We start from the raw sequence: 15445 nt of genomic DNA, 5'->3' as shown, positions 1-15445 counted from the left end.
CGTGGACGACCGGCGTCGCTACCGTGTGCCGCATGCAGCCGCCCGCAGCCGGAACCCTCCGCATCCTCCACCTGTCCGACACGCACCTGACCGGTGACGGCGCCCTGCACCAGGGCTCGGTCGACACGACCGCCGCGCTCGACGCCGTGCTCGCCCACGTCGACGGCGTGCCGGGCATCGGGCTCGTCGTGATCTCGGGTGACGTGTCCGAGGACGGCAGCGTCGCGTCGTACCGCACGGTCCGCGAGCGCGTCGGCGGCTGGGCGGAGCGACACGGCGCCGCGTTCGTCGTCGTGCCGGGGAACCACGACCTCCGCGAGGGGTTCCGCCAGGTGTTCGCGAACGGGCACGTCCTCGGCGAGGGCGGTCGTCCGCTCGCCCACACGATGGAGTACCTGCCGCCGAGCGTCCCCGTCTCGGGCTGGTCGACCGTCGCGGGGTTCCGCATCGTCACGGTCGACACGAGCGTGCCCGGTGCCGGGTACGGCGAGGTCAGCGAGACCGCGGCCGAGCGGCTGCAGGCAGCGCTCACCGGGGACCCGGTGCCGCACGGCACGGTCGTCGTCCTGCACCACCCGCCGGTGCCGTCCCCGACGCTCCTGCACGAGGCCCTCCGCCTGCAGGACCCCGAGCACCTCGCCGCGCTCCTCGACGGGTCCGACGTCCGGGTCGTGCTCGGCGGCCACCAGCACCACCACGCGGTCGGGTCCCTCGCCGGCGTCCCCGTGCTCGTCGCCCCCGGCGTCGCCAACGACACGGACGTCGTCGGGCCGTACGACGAGGAGTCCGCCCACGTGGCGGCGGGCGCGCTGGTGGTGGACGTCGCGACGGACGGCTCGGTCTGGTCGACGCCGGTCCGCGTCCTGCGCCCGGACAGCGACCCGATCGCGTTCGTACTGGACCGCGAGACGGTCGCGCGCATCGCCGCGCAGGCGGGCAAGCCGTGACGCTCCGACGACCACCGGTCGGACGGGAGGCGCGTGGCGGCCGCGCCACGCGCCTCCCGTCCGACGGCCGTCGCGTCGGGCGCGTACCGGCCGTCGTCCCGTGACCGCCCGGTGGCCGCGGCGTGACGTGCCGATCCCGGCGGCGACGCGACTCCTGCACGCGTCCTCCGCTGCCCTCCTGGTGGTGCTCGCGGTGGTCATCGTCGTCCAGGACAGCGGTGCGTGGCCCTACGCTGCCGCGCTCGCGGTGGTCGCGGTGCTGGTCGTCACCCGGGGCCTGACCGCGGGGCTCGACCTGACCGACGAGGAACTGGTCGTGCACGACTACCTGGTCACCTGGCGTGTTCGCCGGGACCAGGTGATCAGCGTCGAACGCTTTCCCGCGATCGACTGGCGCACGAACGGCGGGACACCGCGGGAGACGGTGGTGCTCGCCTTCGTCCGGCAGGCGGCCTCCGTAGCCGCCGCGACGGACGATGACCGCGGATCGGCCCGCCAGACCCTGCGGGCGTGGTCCGAGGCGCCTCGCCCGTGACGGCACGCCACCAGGTCTGTCCGCACCCCGGGTTGGGGGCAGAGGCGCGCGGAGCCCTCCGGTAGCGTCGGAGCGACCAGGACAGGGGGACACGGTGGCCGCGAGCGCACGGGGACCGCAGCGTCGCACGGGCAGCGGAGTACGCCACGGGAAGCTGCGGCGCAGCCGACCGGTCGCGACGCTCCTCGGCGTCGTCGGCACCGCCGCGGTCGTCGCCCTGGTCAGCGTCGGCAGCATCGCGGCCATCGCCGCGAACGACCTCCGGGGCAACATCGCCACGGTCGAGCTCGGTCCCGGCGACCAGGCCCGGGCGGCGCGCCAGGACATCAACGCGATCCAGGGCGGCGCGAACATCCTGCTCATCGGTTCGGACACGCGTGTCGGCCAGGACGCCGAACCGGAGGACACCGAGGGCGCCCGCAACGACGTCACGATGCTCGTCCACATCAGCGAGGACCACTCGCAGGTGACGGCGGTGTCGTTCCCGCGGGACACGATGGTCCCGATCCCGTCGTGCACGGACCCCGACACCGGCGCGGTGAGCCCGGCGCAGCCGAAGGCGATGTTCAACACCGCGCTCGCCCAGGGCGGGCCGAACGGCGGCGTCGCCTGCGTGGTCCGCACCGTGGAGAACCTCACCGGTCTGACGATCCCGTACGCGGGGCTCGTCACCTTCGACGGCGTGATCTCGATGAGCAACGCTCTCGGCGGGGTGACGGTCTGCCTCGCGAAGCCGATCTCGGACGGCTCGTTCCTGAACCTGCCCGCCGGTGAGGTCACGCTCCAGGGCGACGAGGCGCTCGCGTTCCTCCGCACCCGCCACGGTGTCGACGACGGCAGCGACCTCGCGCGGATCAGCAACCAGCAGGTGTTCCTCTCGGCGATGCTCCGCAAGCTCACCGACGAGGACGCCCTCGCCAACCCGGTCACGCTGTTCCGGTTCGCGTCGGCGGCGACGTCGAGCATGACGCTCTCCGAGGGGCTGAACCGGACGAACACCCTCGTGTCCCTCGCGGCGGCGCTGCGGGACACCGACACGTCGGACATGCTGCTCGTGCAGTACCCGACGGCCGACGACCCGGACGACCGCAACCGCCTGGTGGTCGAGCAGGACGCCGCGCACCTGCTCAACACCGCGCTGCAGGACGACCGGCGCACGCAGCTCGCCGACGGCTCGATCGGACGCGGCGCCGTCGCGGCACCGGACTCCGCCGCGCCGGGCTCGTCCGCCGCCCCGGCTGCTCCGGCTCCGGACGCTCCGACGTCGAGCGCTCCGGCGGACGGCACGACCGCGTCGGGTGGCGGCACCCCGGCGGCGTCGACCCCGGCGTCGTCCGCTCCCGGCCCGGGCACGCCGACCGCACTGCCGTCGACGATCACCGGGCAGAGTGCGGCGGAGCAGACCTGCTCGAAGGGCTCCCGCTAGGTACCCCTGGCTCACGGACACCGCCCCGGGGTCGCGAGTACACCGGAGCCATGCCCACGGAAGGAGCCACCCATGCGCATCGGTAGTGCAGTGCAGTACGACCGGTACGGCGGGTTCGACGTCGTCGACCTCGTCCCGCAGGAACGTCCCGAACCCGGCCCCGGCGACGTGGTCGTCGAGGTCGTCGCCGCCGGTCTCAACCACGTCGAACGGTTCCTCCGCGAGGGGAAGCTCCGCGACCACGTCGACCTGACGTTCCCGGCCCACCAGGGCGTCGACTTCGCCGGCATCGTCCGTGCCCGAGGCAAGGAGGTGCGCGACCTCAAGGTCGGCGACGAGGTCATGGGCCACGCACCCGAGGGCGGCGCGCACGCGACCTGGATCCGCGTCCCGCGCGGCGCGGTCGTGAAGAAGCCCGAGCACGTCGGGTGGGAGGTCGCCGGCGGCCTCTACCTCGCCGGCGCCACCGCCGCGACGATCGTCCGCGGACTCCGCCTTGGGCCGGAGGACACCGTGGTCATCACGGCGGCGGCGGGCGGGGTCGGGCACATCGAGTGCCAGCTCGCCCACGACGCCGGAGCGACCGTCATCGCTCTCGGCAGCCCGCGGAACCACGACTACCTGCGGCAGATCGGCACACTCCCGGTGGCCTACGGCGACGGCGAGGAGGACCGCATCCGCTCGATCGCCGACGGTCGCCCGATCACGGCCTTCATCGACAACCACGGTGGCGACCGTGAGACCGGTCTCGCGGCCCGGCTCGGCGTGCCCGCGGAACGCGTCGTCTCCTCGGAGGACCGCCGCGACGTCGAGATCCGCTTCCTCCGCGCACCCGCCGAGGACGAGGAGGCCCGCGACCTGCTGACCATGCTCGCGAAGGCCGTGCAGGACCGTCGTGTGCAGGTGCTCATCTCGGGGTTCTACCCGTTCGAGTACATCGTCGACGCGTACGAGGACCTCGCCGAGATGCGCTCCCGCGGCAAGGTCGTCATCGGCATGCAGACCGTCGAGACCGGAGCGCGCCTCGACTGGTACCGCTCGGAGAAGGCCCGTGACCTGCGCGACCGGTACGCCGAGCAGCGCGGGTCGGAGACCGAGACGATGGCGGGCGGGTCGGCGAGCCCGTCGGCCTGACCGGCGTCCGGCCGACCGACGGCCCCGGCGTCCTGCGGAACGACGGGGCCGTCGTCGGGACGGCCCCGTCGCGTCAGCTCAGGACGTCCTTCGTGGCGAACCGGCCGTACGCCAGGGCGCCGAACACCGCGACGTACCCGAGCTGCAGCACGGCGTTCGACCCGAACGAGTCGAACGAGATCGGGTCGCGGAGCAGGTCGCCGAAACCGAGCCAAAGGTGCGAGAACAGGAACGGGTGGAGCCAGTCGAGCTGGGGGAGCTGGTCCAGCACCTGGGACACCCCGGCGAGCACCACCGTCGCCGCCATCGCCCCGACGGGCACGGTCGTCAGTGTCGAGGCGAACAGGCCGATCGCGGCCAGCCCGAGCATCGACAGGGTCACGCAGAGCGCGAGCAGGACCGCCCGTCCGGCGTACGACCACCCACCGACCTGCGTGCCCGAGAGCAGCGTGACCGGTCCGATCGGGAACAGCACGGCCCCGATCGCCGCGCCGACCAGCACGACCAGGAGCGTCGCCGCCAGGCAGAAGGCGACCGCACCGGCGTACTTGACGAGGATGAAGCGCACCCGTCCGGTCGGTGCGACGAGCAGGTAGCGGATCGTGCCGTGCGAGGCCTCGCCCGCGACCGTGTCACCCGCGACGACCCCGACCACGAGCGGCAGGAACAGCGGGATGGACACCGTGAGCGCGGTGAACGCCACGAACAGGCCGTTGTTCGTGATGTCGCCGAGGAACGCCGGCCCGCCGGCGTCCCCGTCGGTGGTGAGCCGCACCGCGATCGCGATGAGCACCGGCACGAGGGCCAGCGCGCCGAGCATCGCCCAGGTGCGGCGCCGGCGGAACACCAGCGCGAGCTCCGAGCCGAGCAGGGCGAACGGGCGGGACGGGCGTCGGACGACGTCAGGCTGCGACATCGAACCCCTCTCCGGTGAGCGCGACGAACAGGTCCTCGAGTGTGCCGCCACCGACGGTGAGGCCCCGCACCCGCACGTCGGCGTGCACGAGTGCTGCGGTCACCGCCTCGGGCTCCACCTCGGCGGGCAGGTCGGCGACGAGCGTGTCCACCCCGGCGTCGCGACGCGGCGCGAGCCCGAGCCGCGCGAGCACGGCACCGGCCGCTCCGACGTCCGGCGTCCGGACGGTCACGGTGCGGCCGCCCGTGGCGCGGAGCTCGTCGAGGGAGCCCTGCGCCACGAGCCGCCCGCTGCGCATCACCGCCGCGTGGGTGCAGACCTGCTCGATCTCCGCGAGCAGGTGGCTCGAGACGAACACCGTGGTGCCGTCGTCGGCGAGGGACCGGATGAGGTTCCGGACCTCGCGGGTGCCCTGCGGGTCGAGGCCGTTCGTCGGCTCGTCGAGCACGAGCAGGTCGCGGGGCGCGAGCAGCGCGTTCGCCAGCCCGAGGCGCTGCTTCATGCCGAGCGAGTACGCGTGTGCCTTCTTGTCCGCGGCGTGTGTGAGGCCGACGCGCTCCAGGGCCGTGGCGACGCGGTCACGGCGGGTGCGCGGGTCCGATGTCGGGTCGGCCGCGTCGAAGCGCTGCAGGTTCGCGCGACCGGAGAGGTACGGGTAGAACGCCGGTCCCTCGACGAGCGCCCCGACCCGGGGGAGCACGTCGTGCAGGGCCGCCGGCATCGGACGCCCGAGCAGCTCGATGGTGCCGCTCGTCGCCGAGGACAGCCCGAGCAGCATCCGGATCGTCGTGGTCTTGCCCGAGCCGTTCGGTCCGAGGAACCCGAAGACCGAGCCGCGGGGGACCGTCAGGTCGATGCCGTCGACGGCGCGTTGCTTCCGGAAGACCTTGACGAGCGAGGCGGTGCGGACCGCCGGCTCCGGCGTCGGGTCGTCGTCGTGCCGGTCCTGGCTCGCCTCGGCCGTCACTTCGCGGCGGCGACCAGTGAGGACACCGGGACGGCGCCGGCCAGGACCCGGCCGTCGTCGGTCAGGTAGACCGACACCAGCGACGTCTGCACGGCACGTCCGCCGTCGACCGACTTCGTCAGCTGGTCGAGCAGCGCGGTCGCGTCGGTGTCGGTTCCGGTGTCGGCGGTCGAGCGGTCGGCCGTCCCCGCGGGGAACTCCACGACGGTGTCCCACCCGGAGCCGGTCACGGACGGCTCGGCACCGCGGTGCGCCGCGCCGTCGTGGCCCGTACCACCGTGGTGGCCGCCCCGCTCCGAGAGGTCCTGCGTGCTGACGTCGGCACCCGAGGGCGGGGTGAAGTCGAACAGCCGGGCCGCGGGTGCGCCGTAGTCGAGGCTCGTGAAGCCGACCTGGAACGCGGGGTCCTCCTGCCCGGCGGCCGTCACGGTCACGCGCAGCGGCAGTCCGGTCTGCTGGTCGACCGCGAGCCGGACGGTGCCGACGAGCGTGTCCGACGACCGCGGGGTCAGCGTGACCTGCCACGCGGCGTGCCCGGCGACGCGGACCGCCGTCGGGTCGGACACCCGGGTGCTCGGCGTGATCGCGGCGATCGCGCGCTCCGCTGCGTCGGCGGGCGTCGTGGTGCCGGTCTGCGGCACGTCGGAACCCGCGGGCAGCGTGACGTGCACGGCCTTGCGCTCCTTCGAGTCCCACGTCCAGACGTCCGAACCGTTCCGCACGACGTCCTGCTCGGCAAGCTGCTGGGTGAGCTGGAAGCGCTGTCGGTCGGCACCGTCCACGTAGACGCGGGCGGTGTGCGACGCGGTCAGCAGGTCGAGCACGTCCGAGGCGTCGCCCTCGAGCGACGAACCACCGCTGCCCGACGGGAGCTCGGGGAGCCCGAGGTCGCTCGTCTGCGCCAGCTGGCCGGAGTACTGCGCGTCCCGCGACGAGGCCACGCTCGCCAGGACGGCTGCCGCGCTGGGGTCCTTCCCCGCGATCGGGTCGGCGGCGGCGTTCGCGATCACCGGCGCGGCGACGGCACCGGCCACGACGACCGGTGCGATGACTGCGGGCAGCCAGGCTGACTTCTTCATCGGGTTCCCTCCGGGAGGAGCTTCGGGACGAGGGAACCGTACGTCCGGCAGCCGACAACCGGCTGGGGATCGACCGGCTGGGGATCGACCGTCAGCGCAGCTCCTCGGACACCCCTCCCTCGTAGGCGCAGATCGCCCGGACCTTCTCGGCGCTCGGCGAGGCGGGGTCGAACGTGTACCCGAGCCACTCGCGCACGAGTCGCCGCGCCAGCTCGACGCCGACCACGCGCTGGCCGAGGCAGAGCACCTGCGCGTCGTTCGACAGCACGGACCGCTCGACCGAGAACGGGTCGTGCGCCGTCACCGCACGGATGCCGGGCACCTTGTTCGCGGCGATGGCCACGCCCAGACCCGTCCCGCAGACCAGGAGCGCCCGGTCGGCTCGGCCGTCGGCCACCATGCGCGCCGCCTCGACGGCGACGTGCGGGTACGCCGTGTGCCCGTCGGCGTCCACGCCCACGTCGACCACGCTCGCCACGCGGTCGTCGGCCTCGAGGTCGCGTCGGAGGACCTCCTTGTGGTCGAACCCCGCGTCGTCCGACCCGATCACCAGACGGAACGTCATGCCGTCACCCCTTCCCGGTCGTCCACGCGCGCGGCGAGCACCTCGCCGACGCACGTGAGCACCATCCCCATCGACGTCGCACCCGCGTCCGGGGTGCCGACGCTCTTCTCGGCGAGGGGCCGTGCCCGGCCCACACGCGGCATGAGTCCGGCGGTGGCGGCCGCCTGCTCGACGGCGACCGCGGCGGCCGTCCGCCACGCCTCGTCCAGCCGCGTGCCCGACCCCACGGCGGCACGCAGCGCGTCCACGAACGGCAGGAGCGCGTCGAGCAGGGTCTTGTCGCCGCGCTGCGCACCGCCGAGGTGCACGATCGCGTCGGCGAACGCCTGCGCCGCGTCGACGACGTCGGCCGCCGTGAGGCGGTCCGCGTCGTCGCCGAGCGACCGACCGAACGCCTCGAGCGCGGCACCCCAGAGCACCCCGGACGTGCCGCCGGCGGAGGCGGCCCACGCCTCACCGGCGCGGCCGAGGACGAAGGCGACCCCTGCCTCCCGGCCGGTCTGCTCGACCGCCCGTCGGGCCGCACCCACCCCCTTCACCATGCCGCGGCCGTGGTCGCCGTCGCCGGCGACCGCGTCGATGCGACCGAGCGTCTCCTCGGCGTCGCGCAGGAGCTCGTCCATCGCCACCACCGCGGCGCGTGCGGCTCCGGCGGCCGTCCGGGAGGCGGCGCTCGCCGCCGGCGCGACGGTCGCCTCCGCGGCGGCCTCGGCCACCGCCGTGGCCGGCACGAGCGCGGCGACCGGCGCCGCCACCTTGCGGTAGCCCGGTGCGTAGGCGTCCGCCCGCCACCGGCGCTCGAGGTCGTCGTCGAGCCACTGCAGGGTCAGGGAGCACCCGCCCATGTCCAGGCTCGTGACGACGTTGCCGACCTCGGGCTCGACGACCTCGAGGCCGGCGGCAACGAGCAGGGGGAGCACCCGGCCCCACAGGAGGAAGAGCTCCTCCTGCGTCGTGTCGCCGAGGCCGTTGAGCACCGGCGCGACCCGCGTGCCGACGCCGTCCGGACGCTCGTCGAGGAGCCGGTCGACGAGCAGGGCCGCGAGCGCGGTCGCGGAGAGCAGTGGGACGTCGCGGATGCCCGGCTCGCCGTGGATCCCGAGACCGAGCCCGAGGTGCCCGTCCGGCACGCGGAACAGCGGCCGCTCCGCGCCGGGCAGGGTGCAGCCGGAGGCCGCGACGCCGATCGTCCGGGTCGCGGCGTTGCAGCGTCGGCCGGTCCGCTCGACCTCGTCGATCGGTGCCCCTGCGGCGGCCGCGGCGCCCATGGCCTTGAACACGGCGAGGGTCCCCGCGATCCCGCGTCGGTCGGCGGGGTCCGCGGCCGAGGCGACGTCGTCGGTCACGGTGACGATCCGGGTGTCGATGCCCTCGGCGCGGAGCCGCTCGGCCGCGAGCCCGAAGTTCATCCGGTCGCCGGCGTAGTTGCCGAAGGCCAGGACGACGCCGCGTCCCTGGTCGGCTGCCCGGGCGACCGACCAGACCTGTGCGGCGGACGGCGAGGTGAAGACGTTGCCGACGACGGCGCCGGTCGCCAGGCCAGGGCCGACGAGCCCGCAGAAGGCCGGGTAGTGGCCGGAGCCGCCGCCGACGACGACGGCCACCTGCGGCTCGGCGCCGGCGGTGGGCAGGGCGACGACGCCGCCGTGGACGGGGCGGACGCGGTCGGCGTACAGCGCGATCCAGCCGGCGAGCTGGTCCTCGGCGAACTCCTCGGGAGCGTCGTGGATGGTGGTCATGGTGCTGGGGTCCTCCGTTGTCGGGGCTGGGTGGTCGGGGTCGGGGTCGGTGGCGCGGTGGCGCGGTGGTGGTCGGCGGTCAGTGGGCGGCGCGGTGCCCTCCGTCCTGCGGCACGACGAGGAAGTGGACCATCGCGAAGGCGCAGGCGTAGAGACCGACGAACGTCCACGTCACCGCCTCGCCACCGCCGCCCAGGGCGAGCACGACCGCCACGACCGCGGTGCCGACGAACGCCGCGCCACCCGCGGCCGTCGTGTACACCGCCATGGCCGCGCCCTCGTGCCCGGGGGCGAGCGCCGGCATGATCGCGCCCATCGGCACGAAGCCGGCGAGCATGCAGCCGAAGACGCACCCCGCCACGACCGAGAGCACGTAGCCCCAGTCCGACCCGGCCGGCACGAGCTGCGGGACGTACCACCAGGCGAGCAGGCCCGCGGCGGAGCCGACGACGCCGAACCACCGGACGGTGCGCTGCCAGCCGATCCGGTCGCCGACCCAGCCGAACAGCGCGTTCACGAGGATGTTCGTGGCGTAGACGCAGACGGTCATGAGCAGCCACCGCTGCTGCCCCCACCCGCGCTCGTCGGCGATCACGGCGGGCAGGACGACGAACATGCCGAACTCGGGTGCGGTGTCGATCAGCCGGACGGCGAACCCCATCAGGATCCGCGGTCGTGTCGCGAGGAGTCGGATGCCGCTCGTCAGCACGCGCCAGGTGCTCTCGTCCGCGGGGGCGAGGCGCGCGGAGCCGTTCGGCAGGCGGACGCCGAACAGCACGACGAGGAACCCGGCGGTGACCAGGACGACGGAGGCCGCCATCGCCCCGGTCTCGCCGACCGTGCCGCCGCCGAGGGCCGGGATGGCGCCGATCGCGAAGAGCGAGCCGAGCGTCGGCAGGCCGCCGGTGAAGGCGACGTAGAACCAGCCGACCGCCGCGCCGTTCCGCTGCGGCGGCGTGGTGATGCCGACCCAGACCAGGAACGCGAAGGCGAACAGTGGGTAGCCGAGGCCGCGGACCGTGTACGCGACCGCGGCGAACGGCACGCTGCCGGTACCGAGCGCCACGAGGAACAGCACCTCGGGCACGACCCAGGCGACGAAGCCGACGACCATCACCCGCCGCGGCCCGACCAGGTCGGACAGGGCGCCCGAGAGGTACGACCCGACGAGGGCAGCGAGGCTGGAGCAGGTGACGATCGCCGCGACGGTGGTCTCGGGGCTGCCGAGGGCCGCGACCACGTGCGGCACGACGAAGTTCGACTCGACCCCGACCCCCGTCATGAAGAGCAGGACGGCGACGAAGCCGAGGGCGAGCGGGCGGGGGATGCCCATCTGGTCCAGTCGACCCTCGGTCGCTCGGGCGGTGGGCGTGCGTCCGGTCGCGGTCGCCCCGGCGGTGGTGGTCGTGGTCGGTCTGGTGCGGGTCGTCGTCGACACGGGCTGGTCCTCCGTCGGTCAGCTGGACGTCCTCGGGACGACGAGGACGGACCGACAGTACAACGGGAGTACATCAATGCACAATGTCACGTACTGCTACCGTTCCCGTCATGACTGCAGACCACACCCCAGCGCTCCGTCCGGGTCCCGCGGACGTCGACCTCACGAACGACCTCACCGGTCGCACCGTCCTGGTGACGGGCGGGGCGTCCGGCATCGGCAACGCGATCGCCCGGGCCGCCGCCGCACGCGGTGCCCGGGTCGCGATCGTCGACGTCCGCGCCGACGCCGCCTCGTCCGCGGCCGCCGACCTCCCGCCGACCGGGGACGCGGCGCCGCACCTCGGCCTCGCGTGCGATGTCACCGACGACGGCTCGGTCGCCCGGACGGTCGCCGCGGTGGTCGACGAGACCGGCGCCGTCGACGTGCTCGTCAACTGCGCCGGCATCGTGGCGCTGGACGCAGCCGAGGACCTGGGGGCCGACGCCTGGGCACGGACGCTCGACGTGAACCTGACCGGGACCTTCCGGCTCGCGCAGGCCGTCGGTCGGCACATGCTGGCGGCGGGTCGGGGCCGCATCGTGAACATCGCCTCGCAGGCCGCCCACGTCGGGCTCGACCGGCACGCGGCGTACTGCGCGTCGAAGGCCGGCGTGCTCGGGCTCACCCGCGTGCTGGCGCTCGAGTGGGGCGGTCGCGGGGTGACCGTCAACACGGTGTCGCCGACCGTCGTGCTCACCGACCTGGGGCGCGCGGCGTGGGCGAACGAGGCCGGGGTGCGGCACCAGGACGAGATCCCGACCGGACGCTTCGCGACCCCGGCCGAGGTCGCGGCGGCGGTCCTGTTCCTGGCGAGCGACGCCGCCGCGATGGTGAACGGCGCCGACCTCCGGGTGGACGGCGGGTACACGATCCGCTGAGCGCTGCCGACTACGATCGGCGGTGTCCGACCGAGGTGAAGGGTCCCGCCGCATGTCCTCCGAGAGCACGACCGTGACGGAGGGGGCCAGGGGCCGCTTCCCGCTCGACACCGTCTACCAGGCGGCGCGGATGTACTACCTCGAGGACGCCACCCAGGGCGAGATCGCCGAGCGGCTCGGGGTGTCCCGGCCGACCGTCAGTCGACTCGTGTCCGAGGCGCGGCGCGCCGGGCTCGTCCGCATCGAGGTCGTCGACCCCTTCCAGGACGAGACGGTGGCCCTCGCCGAGCGCCTGCAGGTCGTGCTCGGGCTCCGCGCCGTGCACCTGGCGGCGGTCACCCACCAGGCGACCCTCGGCGCGGACCTGGCCGGACCGATCGCGACCGCGGTCGAGGGGATGGGGCTCGTGCCCGGGGACGCGGTCCTGATGTCCTCCGGCCGGACGGTCTCCGACGTCGCGCACGCGGGCATGCCGCCGCTCACGGGCGTGCAGCTCGTGCCGACCGTCGGGGGCCAGGCGGACCCGACGCCCTGGTTCCAGACGAACGAGATCACGCGGGCGGCAGCGCAGCGGTCCGGGGCCATCCCGGCGTTCCTGTTCGCCCAGGCGCTGCCGTCCGCGGCGATGCGGGCGACCCTCGACGAGGACCCGGCGTTCCAGCACGTCGTCGGGCTGTGGGGCCGCGCGAAGGGTGCGTTCCTGGGCATCGGTGCCCCCGTCCTCACCCGCGAGGCGTTCGCCACCGGGCTGCCCGTGGACGACGCCGTGCTCCACGAGGCCGCCGGTGACGTGTGCCTCAACTTCTTCGCGCCCGACGGGTCACCGGTCGAGTTCCCCGGCAGCGAGCGGATGGTCCGGACATCGCGGGAGGTCCTGGCCGGGGTGCCGCACGCCGTGGGCGTCGCGGTCGGCGCGGCCAAGGTGACGAGCATCGTCGGTGCCGTGCGCGCCGGCATGGTGAACGAGCTCGTGACCGACGCGGCGACGGCGCGCGCCCTGCTCGACACCCTGGGGTGACGGCGTCCCCGAGCGGCGGACGGGAGGCACGCTGCGGTCTCGCACCGTGCCTCCCGTCCGTCACCGGGTCACGACCACCGCCCTCAGGGGCGAGGTCACCGGGCGTCCGTAGGGTGGGCCCATGCGACTGCTGCTCATCCGCCACGGCCAGACCCCCGCCAACGTGAACGGCGTCCTCGACGCCGAGGTGCCCGGCCCCGGGCTGACCGAGCTCGGGCAGCGGCAGGCCGACGCGCTGCCGGCAGCCCTGGCCGACCGGGGGATCGAGCGGCTCTTCGTCTCCTCGATGGTCCGGACGCAGGTCACCGCCGCACCCCTCGCCGCCGCACTCGGGCTCGAGCCGGAGGCGCTGCCCGGGCTCCGGGAGATCGAGGCGGGCGACCTGCAGGGCAAGCACGACCGGACCTCGGTGCAGCTGTACATCTCGACCGTGCACGGTTGGTCGGCCGGCGACCGTGCCAGCCGGATGCCCGGCGCCGAGAGCGGGGAGGAGTTCTTCGCCCGGTACGACGAGGCGGTGCGGCACGTCGTCGCCTCCGGGGTCGGCGTCGCCGCGGCGTTCAGCCACGGTGCCGCGATCCGGACGTGGGCGAGCGCCGTCGCGCAGAACACCCCGGACGAGTTCGGGACGCAGCGCCACCTGGAGAACACCGGGATCGTCGAGGTCGAGGGCTCCTTCGAGGACGGCTGGCGCCTGGTCGACTGGGAGGGCGAGCCGGTCGGCGGCGACGAGCTGATCGACCGGACGGCGCAGGACCCGACCGGCGAGCGCTTCTGACCCGGCCACGTGACGGACGGGAGGCGCGGTGCCAGCCGGCACCGCGCCTCCCGTCCGGTCGTGTGGGGACTACGCGGGCTGCGCCGCCGTGTGCAGCGGGACGACCACGCCGTGCGACTCGCGCAGCACGTCGAGGGTGCGCTGGACCTCGTCCGCGCGCTCCTCGGTGGTCCAGCCGAGCGACCCGGCCATGACGTCGGCGAGCTCGTCGAGCAGGTCGATCGTCACGCCACCGACGAACGCGAGGTTCGTGCGACGCAGCACCACGTCCACCAGGTGGACCGCCTGCTCGTGCTCGGCGAAGTAGGCCACCTCGGCGCGGGTGAGCGACGGGTCCGACTCGAGCGCCTCGACCGGGCCGTCGGTCAGGACGTCCACGACCTCGGCGGCACGGGTGCCGTAGCGCTCGAGCAGACCGTCGACGAGCTGCTCGTCGAGGCCGTCACGGTGCGACTTGATCCACAGGGCACGCTGGGCGTCCGTGGTCGGGAAGTCCTTGCCGCCGCCGATCGGCATGCCGGTCGTGTCGACCTTCCGGGCCACGCCGAGCTTCGTCGTGACGTCGCTCGACAGGTGCGCCGCGAGGGCACGGAACGTCGTCCACTTGCCGCCGACGAGCGACAGCACGGTGGTCGAGGGCAGGCCCGCGATCGGGGTGTCGACGATCCGGTAGTCGCGGGAGACGAAGCCGGGGGCGGTGTCCTCGTGACGGGGGAGCGGCCGGATGCCCGAGTAGCTGTAGACGATGTGGTCGCGGGTGACCTCGATCTGCGGGAAGACGTGCTTCACGAGCCCGAAGAAGTAGTCGATCTCCTCCTCGGTGGTGGTCACCGGCTGCGACGGGTCGGCGTCGATGTCCGTCGTCCCGATGAGCACGCGGCCCTTGAGCGGGTAGATGAGGACGATGCGGCCGTCGTCGTTCTCGAAGAACAGCTCGCGGCCCTTGGTCGCCTCGAGCAGCTCGTCGTTCTGCACGACGATGTGGGAGCCCTTCGTGCCGCCCATGTACTTCGTCTCGCCGCCGAACGCCTGGTTCGTCAGGTCGGTCCAGGGGCCGGACGCGTTCACGACGACCTCGGCGGAGAACACGAACTCCTCGCCGGTCTCGCGGTCGCGGAGCAGGACGCCGCCGTCCCGGGTGCCGACGGCCTCGACGTAGTTGGTCGCACGGGCGGTCGCGGCGCTGCCGGTGCCCTGCGCGGCGGCCAGGCCGTCCTTGAGCACGTCGAGGGCCAGGCGCTCCGGCTCGTGCACCGACGCGTCGTAGTAGGTGCCCGTGTACTTCAGGTCCTTGTTGAGCGCCGGCATGTCCGCCAGCGCCGCCTTCTTCGTGAGGAAGCGGTGCTTCGGCACGGAGCCGCCGTCGCGCGAGAAGGAGTCGTAGATCGTCATGCCGATCTTGATGAGCGCGGCGCCGCGCTCCTTGGTCGAGCGCTGCTTGTGCGTGAGCATGCGCAGCGGGGCGTTCATGATGCCGGAGAACGTCGAGAAGATCGGCATCGTGGTCTGCAGCGGCTTGACGTAGTGCGGGGCGATGCGGATGAGGCCGTTGCGCTCCTGCACGCTCTCGCGCACCAGGCGGAACTCGCCGTTCTCGAGGTAGCGGATGCCACCGTGGATCATGTGGCTCGACGCGGCGGACGCACCGCCGGCGTAGTCGCCGCGCTCGACGAGCACGACGTCGACGCCCTGCAGGGCGAGGTCGCGGAAGGTGGCGATGCCGTTGATGCCGCCACCGACGATGAGGACCTGTGCGGTCGGGCGCTCGGTGAGCGCGGTCACGGTGTTCCGGGGCTGCGTCTTCTTCGACATGGTGCGTCGCTTCCTTGGGTCGGTTCCATGGGACGCCTTCGATCGTGCGCCTCCGTGAGAGGTCGGGCAACTCACGTGCACGAACGTGCAGCACACCTGTCAGTGTCCGCAACGGGGCGGGCAGGGGCGGCCGGGAGGCGCGACCGGGGTTGCAGAGGCCGTGCACGTCCG

General features: G+C 73.8%; 14 protein-coding genes. 7 read left to right on the top strand and 7 right to left on the bottom strand.

Going from position 1 to position 15445, the window contains the following annotated elements; translation table 11 throughout:
- Positions 1-32: 32 nt before the first annotated feature.
- The 4 genes from Cus16_RS14705 (at position 33) to Cus16_RS14690 (ending at position 4042) form a co-directional block, all read left to right on the top strand.
- Positions 33-947, top strand: a complete 915-nt coding sequence (locus Cus16_RS14705; protein WP_069713412.1) for a metallophosphoesterase family protein — start codon at positions 33-35, stop codon at positions 945-947.
- Positions 948-1047: 100 nt separating this feature from the next.
- On the top strand, positions 1048-1482 hold the full coding sequence (locus Cus16_RS14700) for a hypothetical protein (RefSeq protein WP_069713411.1): 435 nt from the start codon (positions 1048-1050) through the stop codon (positions 1480-1482).
- Between the two features lie 94 nt (positions 1483-1576).
- The gene (locus Cus16_RS14695) at positions 1577-2908 is read left to right on the top strand and encodes an LCP family protein (RefSeq protein WP_069713410.1); all 1332 of its coding nucleotides are present in this window, start codon (positions 1577-1579) and stop codon (positions 2906-2908) included.
- A 72-nt stretch (positions 2909-2980) separates the two neighbouring features.
- The gene (locus tag Cus16_RS14690; RefSeq protein ID WP_083264021.1) at positions 2981-4042 is read left to right on the top strand and encodes an NADP-dependent oxidoreductase; all 1062 of its coding nucleotides are present in this window, start codon (positions 2981-2983) and stop codon (positions 4040-4042) included.
- Between the two features lie 73 nt (positions 4043-4115).
- Here the strand turns inward: Cus16_RS14690 and Cus16_RS14685 are convergent, their stop codons facing one another.
- The 6 genes from Cus16_RS14685 to Cus16_RS14660 form a co-directional block, all read right to left on the bottom strand.
- Positions 4116-4958: an ABC transporter permease gene (locus Cus16_RS14685; protein ID WP_069713408.1), complete on the bottom strand. Its 843-nt coding sequence runs from the start codon at positions 4956-4958 to the stop codon at positions 4116-4118.
- Positions 4945-5925, bottom strand: a complete 981-nt coding sequence (locus Cus16_RS14680) for an ABC transporter ATP-binding protein (protein ID WP_069713407.1) — start codon at positions 5923-5925, stop codon at positions 4945-4947. Before Cus16_RS14680 ends, Cus16_RS14685 begins: the two co-directional genes overlap by 14 nt.
- A complete protein-coding gene (locus Cus16_RS14675; protein WP_069713406.1) occupies positions 5922-7004 on the bottom strand; it encodes a LolA family protein in 1083 nt (360 codons plus the stop codon). The genes Cus16_RS14680 and Cus16_RS14675 overlap by 4 nt, the downstream gene beginning before the upstream one ends.
- A 91-nt stretch (positions 7005-7095) precedes the next feature.
- Positions 7096-7569 carry a ribose-5-phosphate isomerase gene (locus Cus16_RS14670; RefSeq protein WP_069713405.1) on the bottom strand — a complete coding sequence of 158 codons (474 nt, stop codon included), beginning with the start codon at positions 7567-7569 and terminating at the stop codon, positions 7096-7098.
- Positions 7566-9308 carry a dihydroxyacetone kinase family protein gene (locus tag Cus16_RS14665; RefSeq protein ID WP_069713404.1) on the bottom strand — a complete coding sequence of 581 codons (1743 nt, stop codon included), beginning with the start codon at positions 9306-9308 and terminating at the stop codon, positions 7566-7568. The genes Cus16_RS14670 and Cus16_RS14665 overlap by 4 nt, the downstream gene beginning before the upstream one ends.
- Positions 9309-9387: 79 nt before the next feature.
- A complete protein-coding gene (locus Cus16_RS14660) occupies positions 9388-10746 on the bottom strand; it encodes an RbtT/DalT/CsbX family MFS transporter (RefSeq protein ID WP_223246638.1) in 1359 nt (452 codons plus the stop codon).
- Between the two features lie 110 nt (positions 10747-10856).
- Between Cus16_RS14660 and Cus16_RS14655 the strand changes: the two genes are divergently transcribed.
- The 3 genes from Cus16_RS14655 to Cus16_RS14645 all read left to right on the top strand — a co-directional run bounded on the left by Cus16_RS14655 (position 10857) and on the right by Cus16_RS14645 (position 13462).
- Complete coding sequence (locus tag Cus16_RS14655) at positions 10857-11666, top strand: GolD/DthD family dehydrogenase (protein ID WP_069713403.1); 810 nt, start codon at positions 10857-10859, stop codon at positions 11664-11666.
- Positions 11667-11718: 52 nt separating this feature from the next.
- Positions 11719-12684, top strand: a complete 966-nt coding sequence (locus Cus16_RS14650; RefSeq protein ID WP_069713402.1) for a sugar-binding transcriptional regulator — start codon at positions 11719-11721, stop codon at positions 12682-12684.
- 121 nt (positions 12685-12805) lie between these two features.
- A complete protein-coding gene (locus Cus16_RS14645) occupies positions 12806-13462 on the top strand; it encodes a histidine phosphatase family protein (RefSeq protein ID WP_069713401.1) in 657 nt (218 codons plus the stop codon).
- Positions 13463-13531: 69 nt separating this feature from the next.
- On the opposite strand, the gene Cus16_RS14640 is transcribed toward Cus16_RS14645, so the two are convergent.
- On the bottom strand, positions 13532-15274 hold the full coding sequence (locus tag Cus16_RS14640) for a glycerol-3-phosphate dehydrogenase/oxidase (protein ID WP_069713400.1): 1743 nt from the start codon (positions 15272-15274) through the stop codon (positions 13532-13534).
- Positions 15275-15445 lie beyond the last annotated feature (171 nt).

The sequence above is a fragment of the Curtobacterium sp. ER1/6 genome, from assembly GCF_001742745.1.
GTDB classification, from domain to species: domain Bacteria; phylum Actinomycetota; class Actinomycetes; order Actinomycetales; family Microbacteriaceae; genus Curtobacterium; species Curtobacterium citri.
This window is presented reverse-complemented; position numbering and strand designations above follow the sequence as displayed.

Bases quoted from the DNA above. Each gene is read 5' to 3' on its own strand.
- Cus16_RS14705 (WP_069713412.1), top strand. From the start codon at position 33: ATGCAGCCGCCCGCAGCCGGAACCCTCCGCATCCTCCACCTGTCCGAC.
- Cus16_RS14640 (WP_069713400.1), bottom strand. From the start codon at position 15,274: ATGTCGAAGAAGACGCAGCCCCGGAACACCGTGACCGCGCTCACCGAG.
- Cus16_RS14655 (WP_069713403.1), top strand. From the start codon at position 10,857: ATGACTGCAGACCACACCCCAGCGCTCCGTCCGGGTCCCGCGGACGTC.
- Cus16_RS14650 (WP_069713402.1), top strand. From the start codon at position 11,719: ATGTCCTCCGAGAGCACGACCGTGACGGAGGGGGCCAGGGGCCGCTTC.
- Cus16_RS14675 (WP_069713406.1), bottom strand. From the start codon at position 7,004: ATGAAGAAGTCAGCCTGGCTGCCCGCAGTCATCGCACCGGTCGTCGTG.
- Cus16_RS14690 (WP_083264021.1), top strand. From the start codon at position 2,981: ATGCGCATCGGTAGTGCAGTGCAGTACGACCGGTACGGCGGGTTCGAC.
- Cus16_RS14670 (WP_069713405.1), bottom strand. From the start codon at position 7,569: ATGACGTTCCGTCTGGTGATCGGGTCGGACGACGCGGGGTTCGACCAC.
- Cus16_RS14685 (WP_069713408.1), bottom strand. From the start codon at position 4,958: ATGTCGCAGCCTGACGTCGTCCGACGCCCGTCCCGCCCGTTCGCCCTG.
- Cus16_RS14645 (WP_069713401.1), top strand. From the start codon at position 12,806: ATGCGACTGCTGCTCATCCGCCACGGCCAGACCCCCGCCAACGTGAAC.
- Cus16_RS14665 (WP_069713404.1), bottom strand. From the start codon at position 9,308: ATGACCACCATCCACGACGCTCCCGAGGAGTTCGCCGAGGACCAGCTC.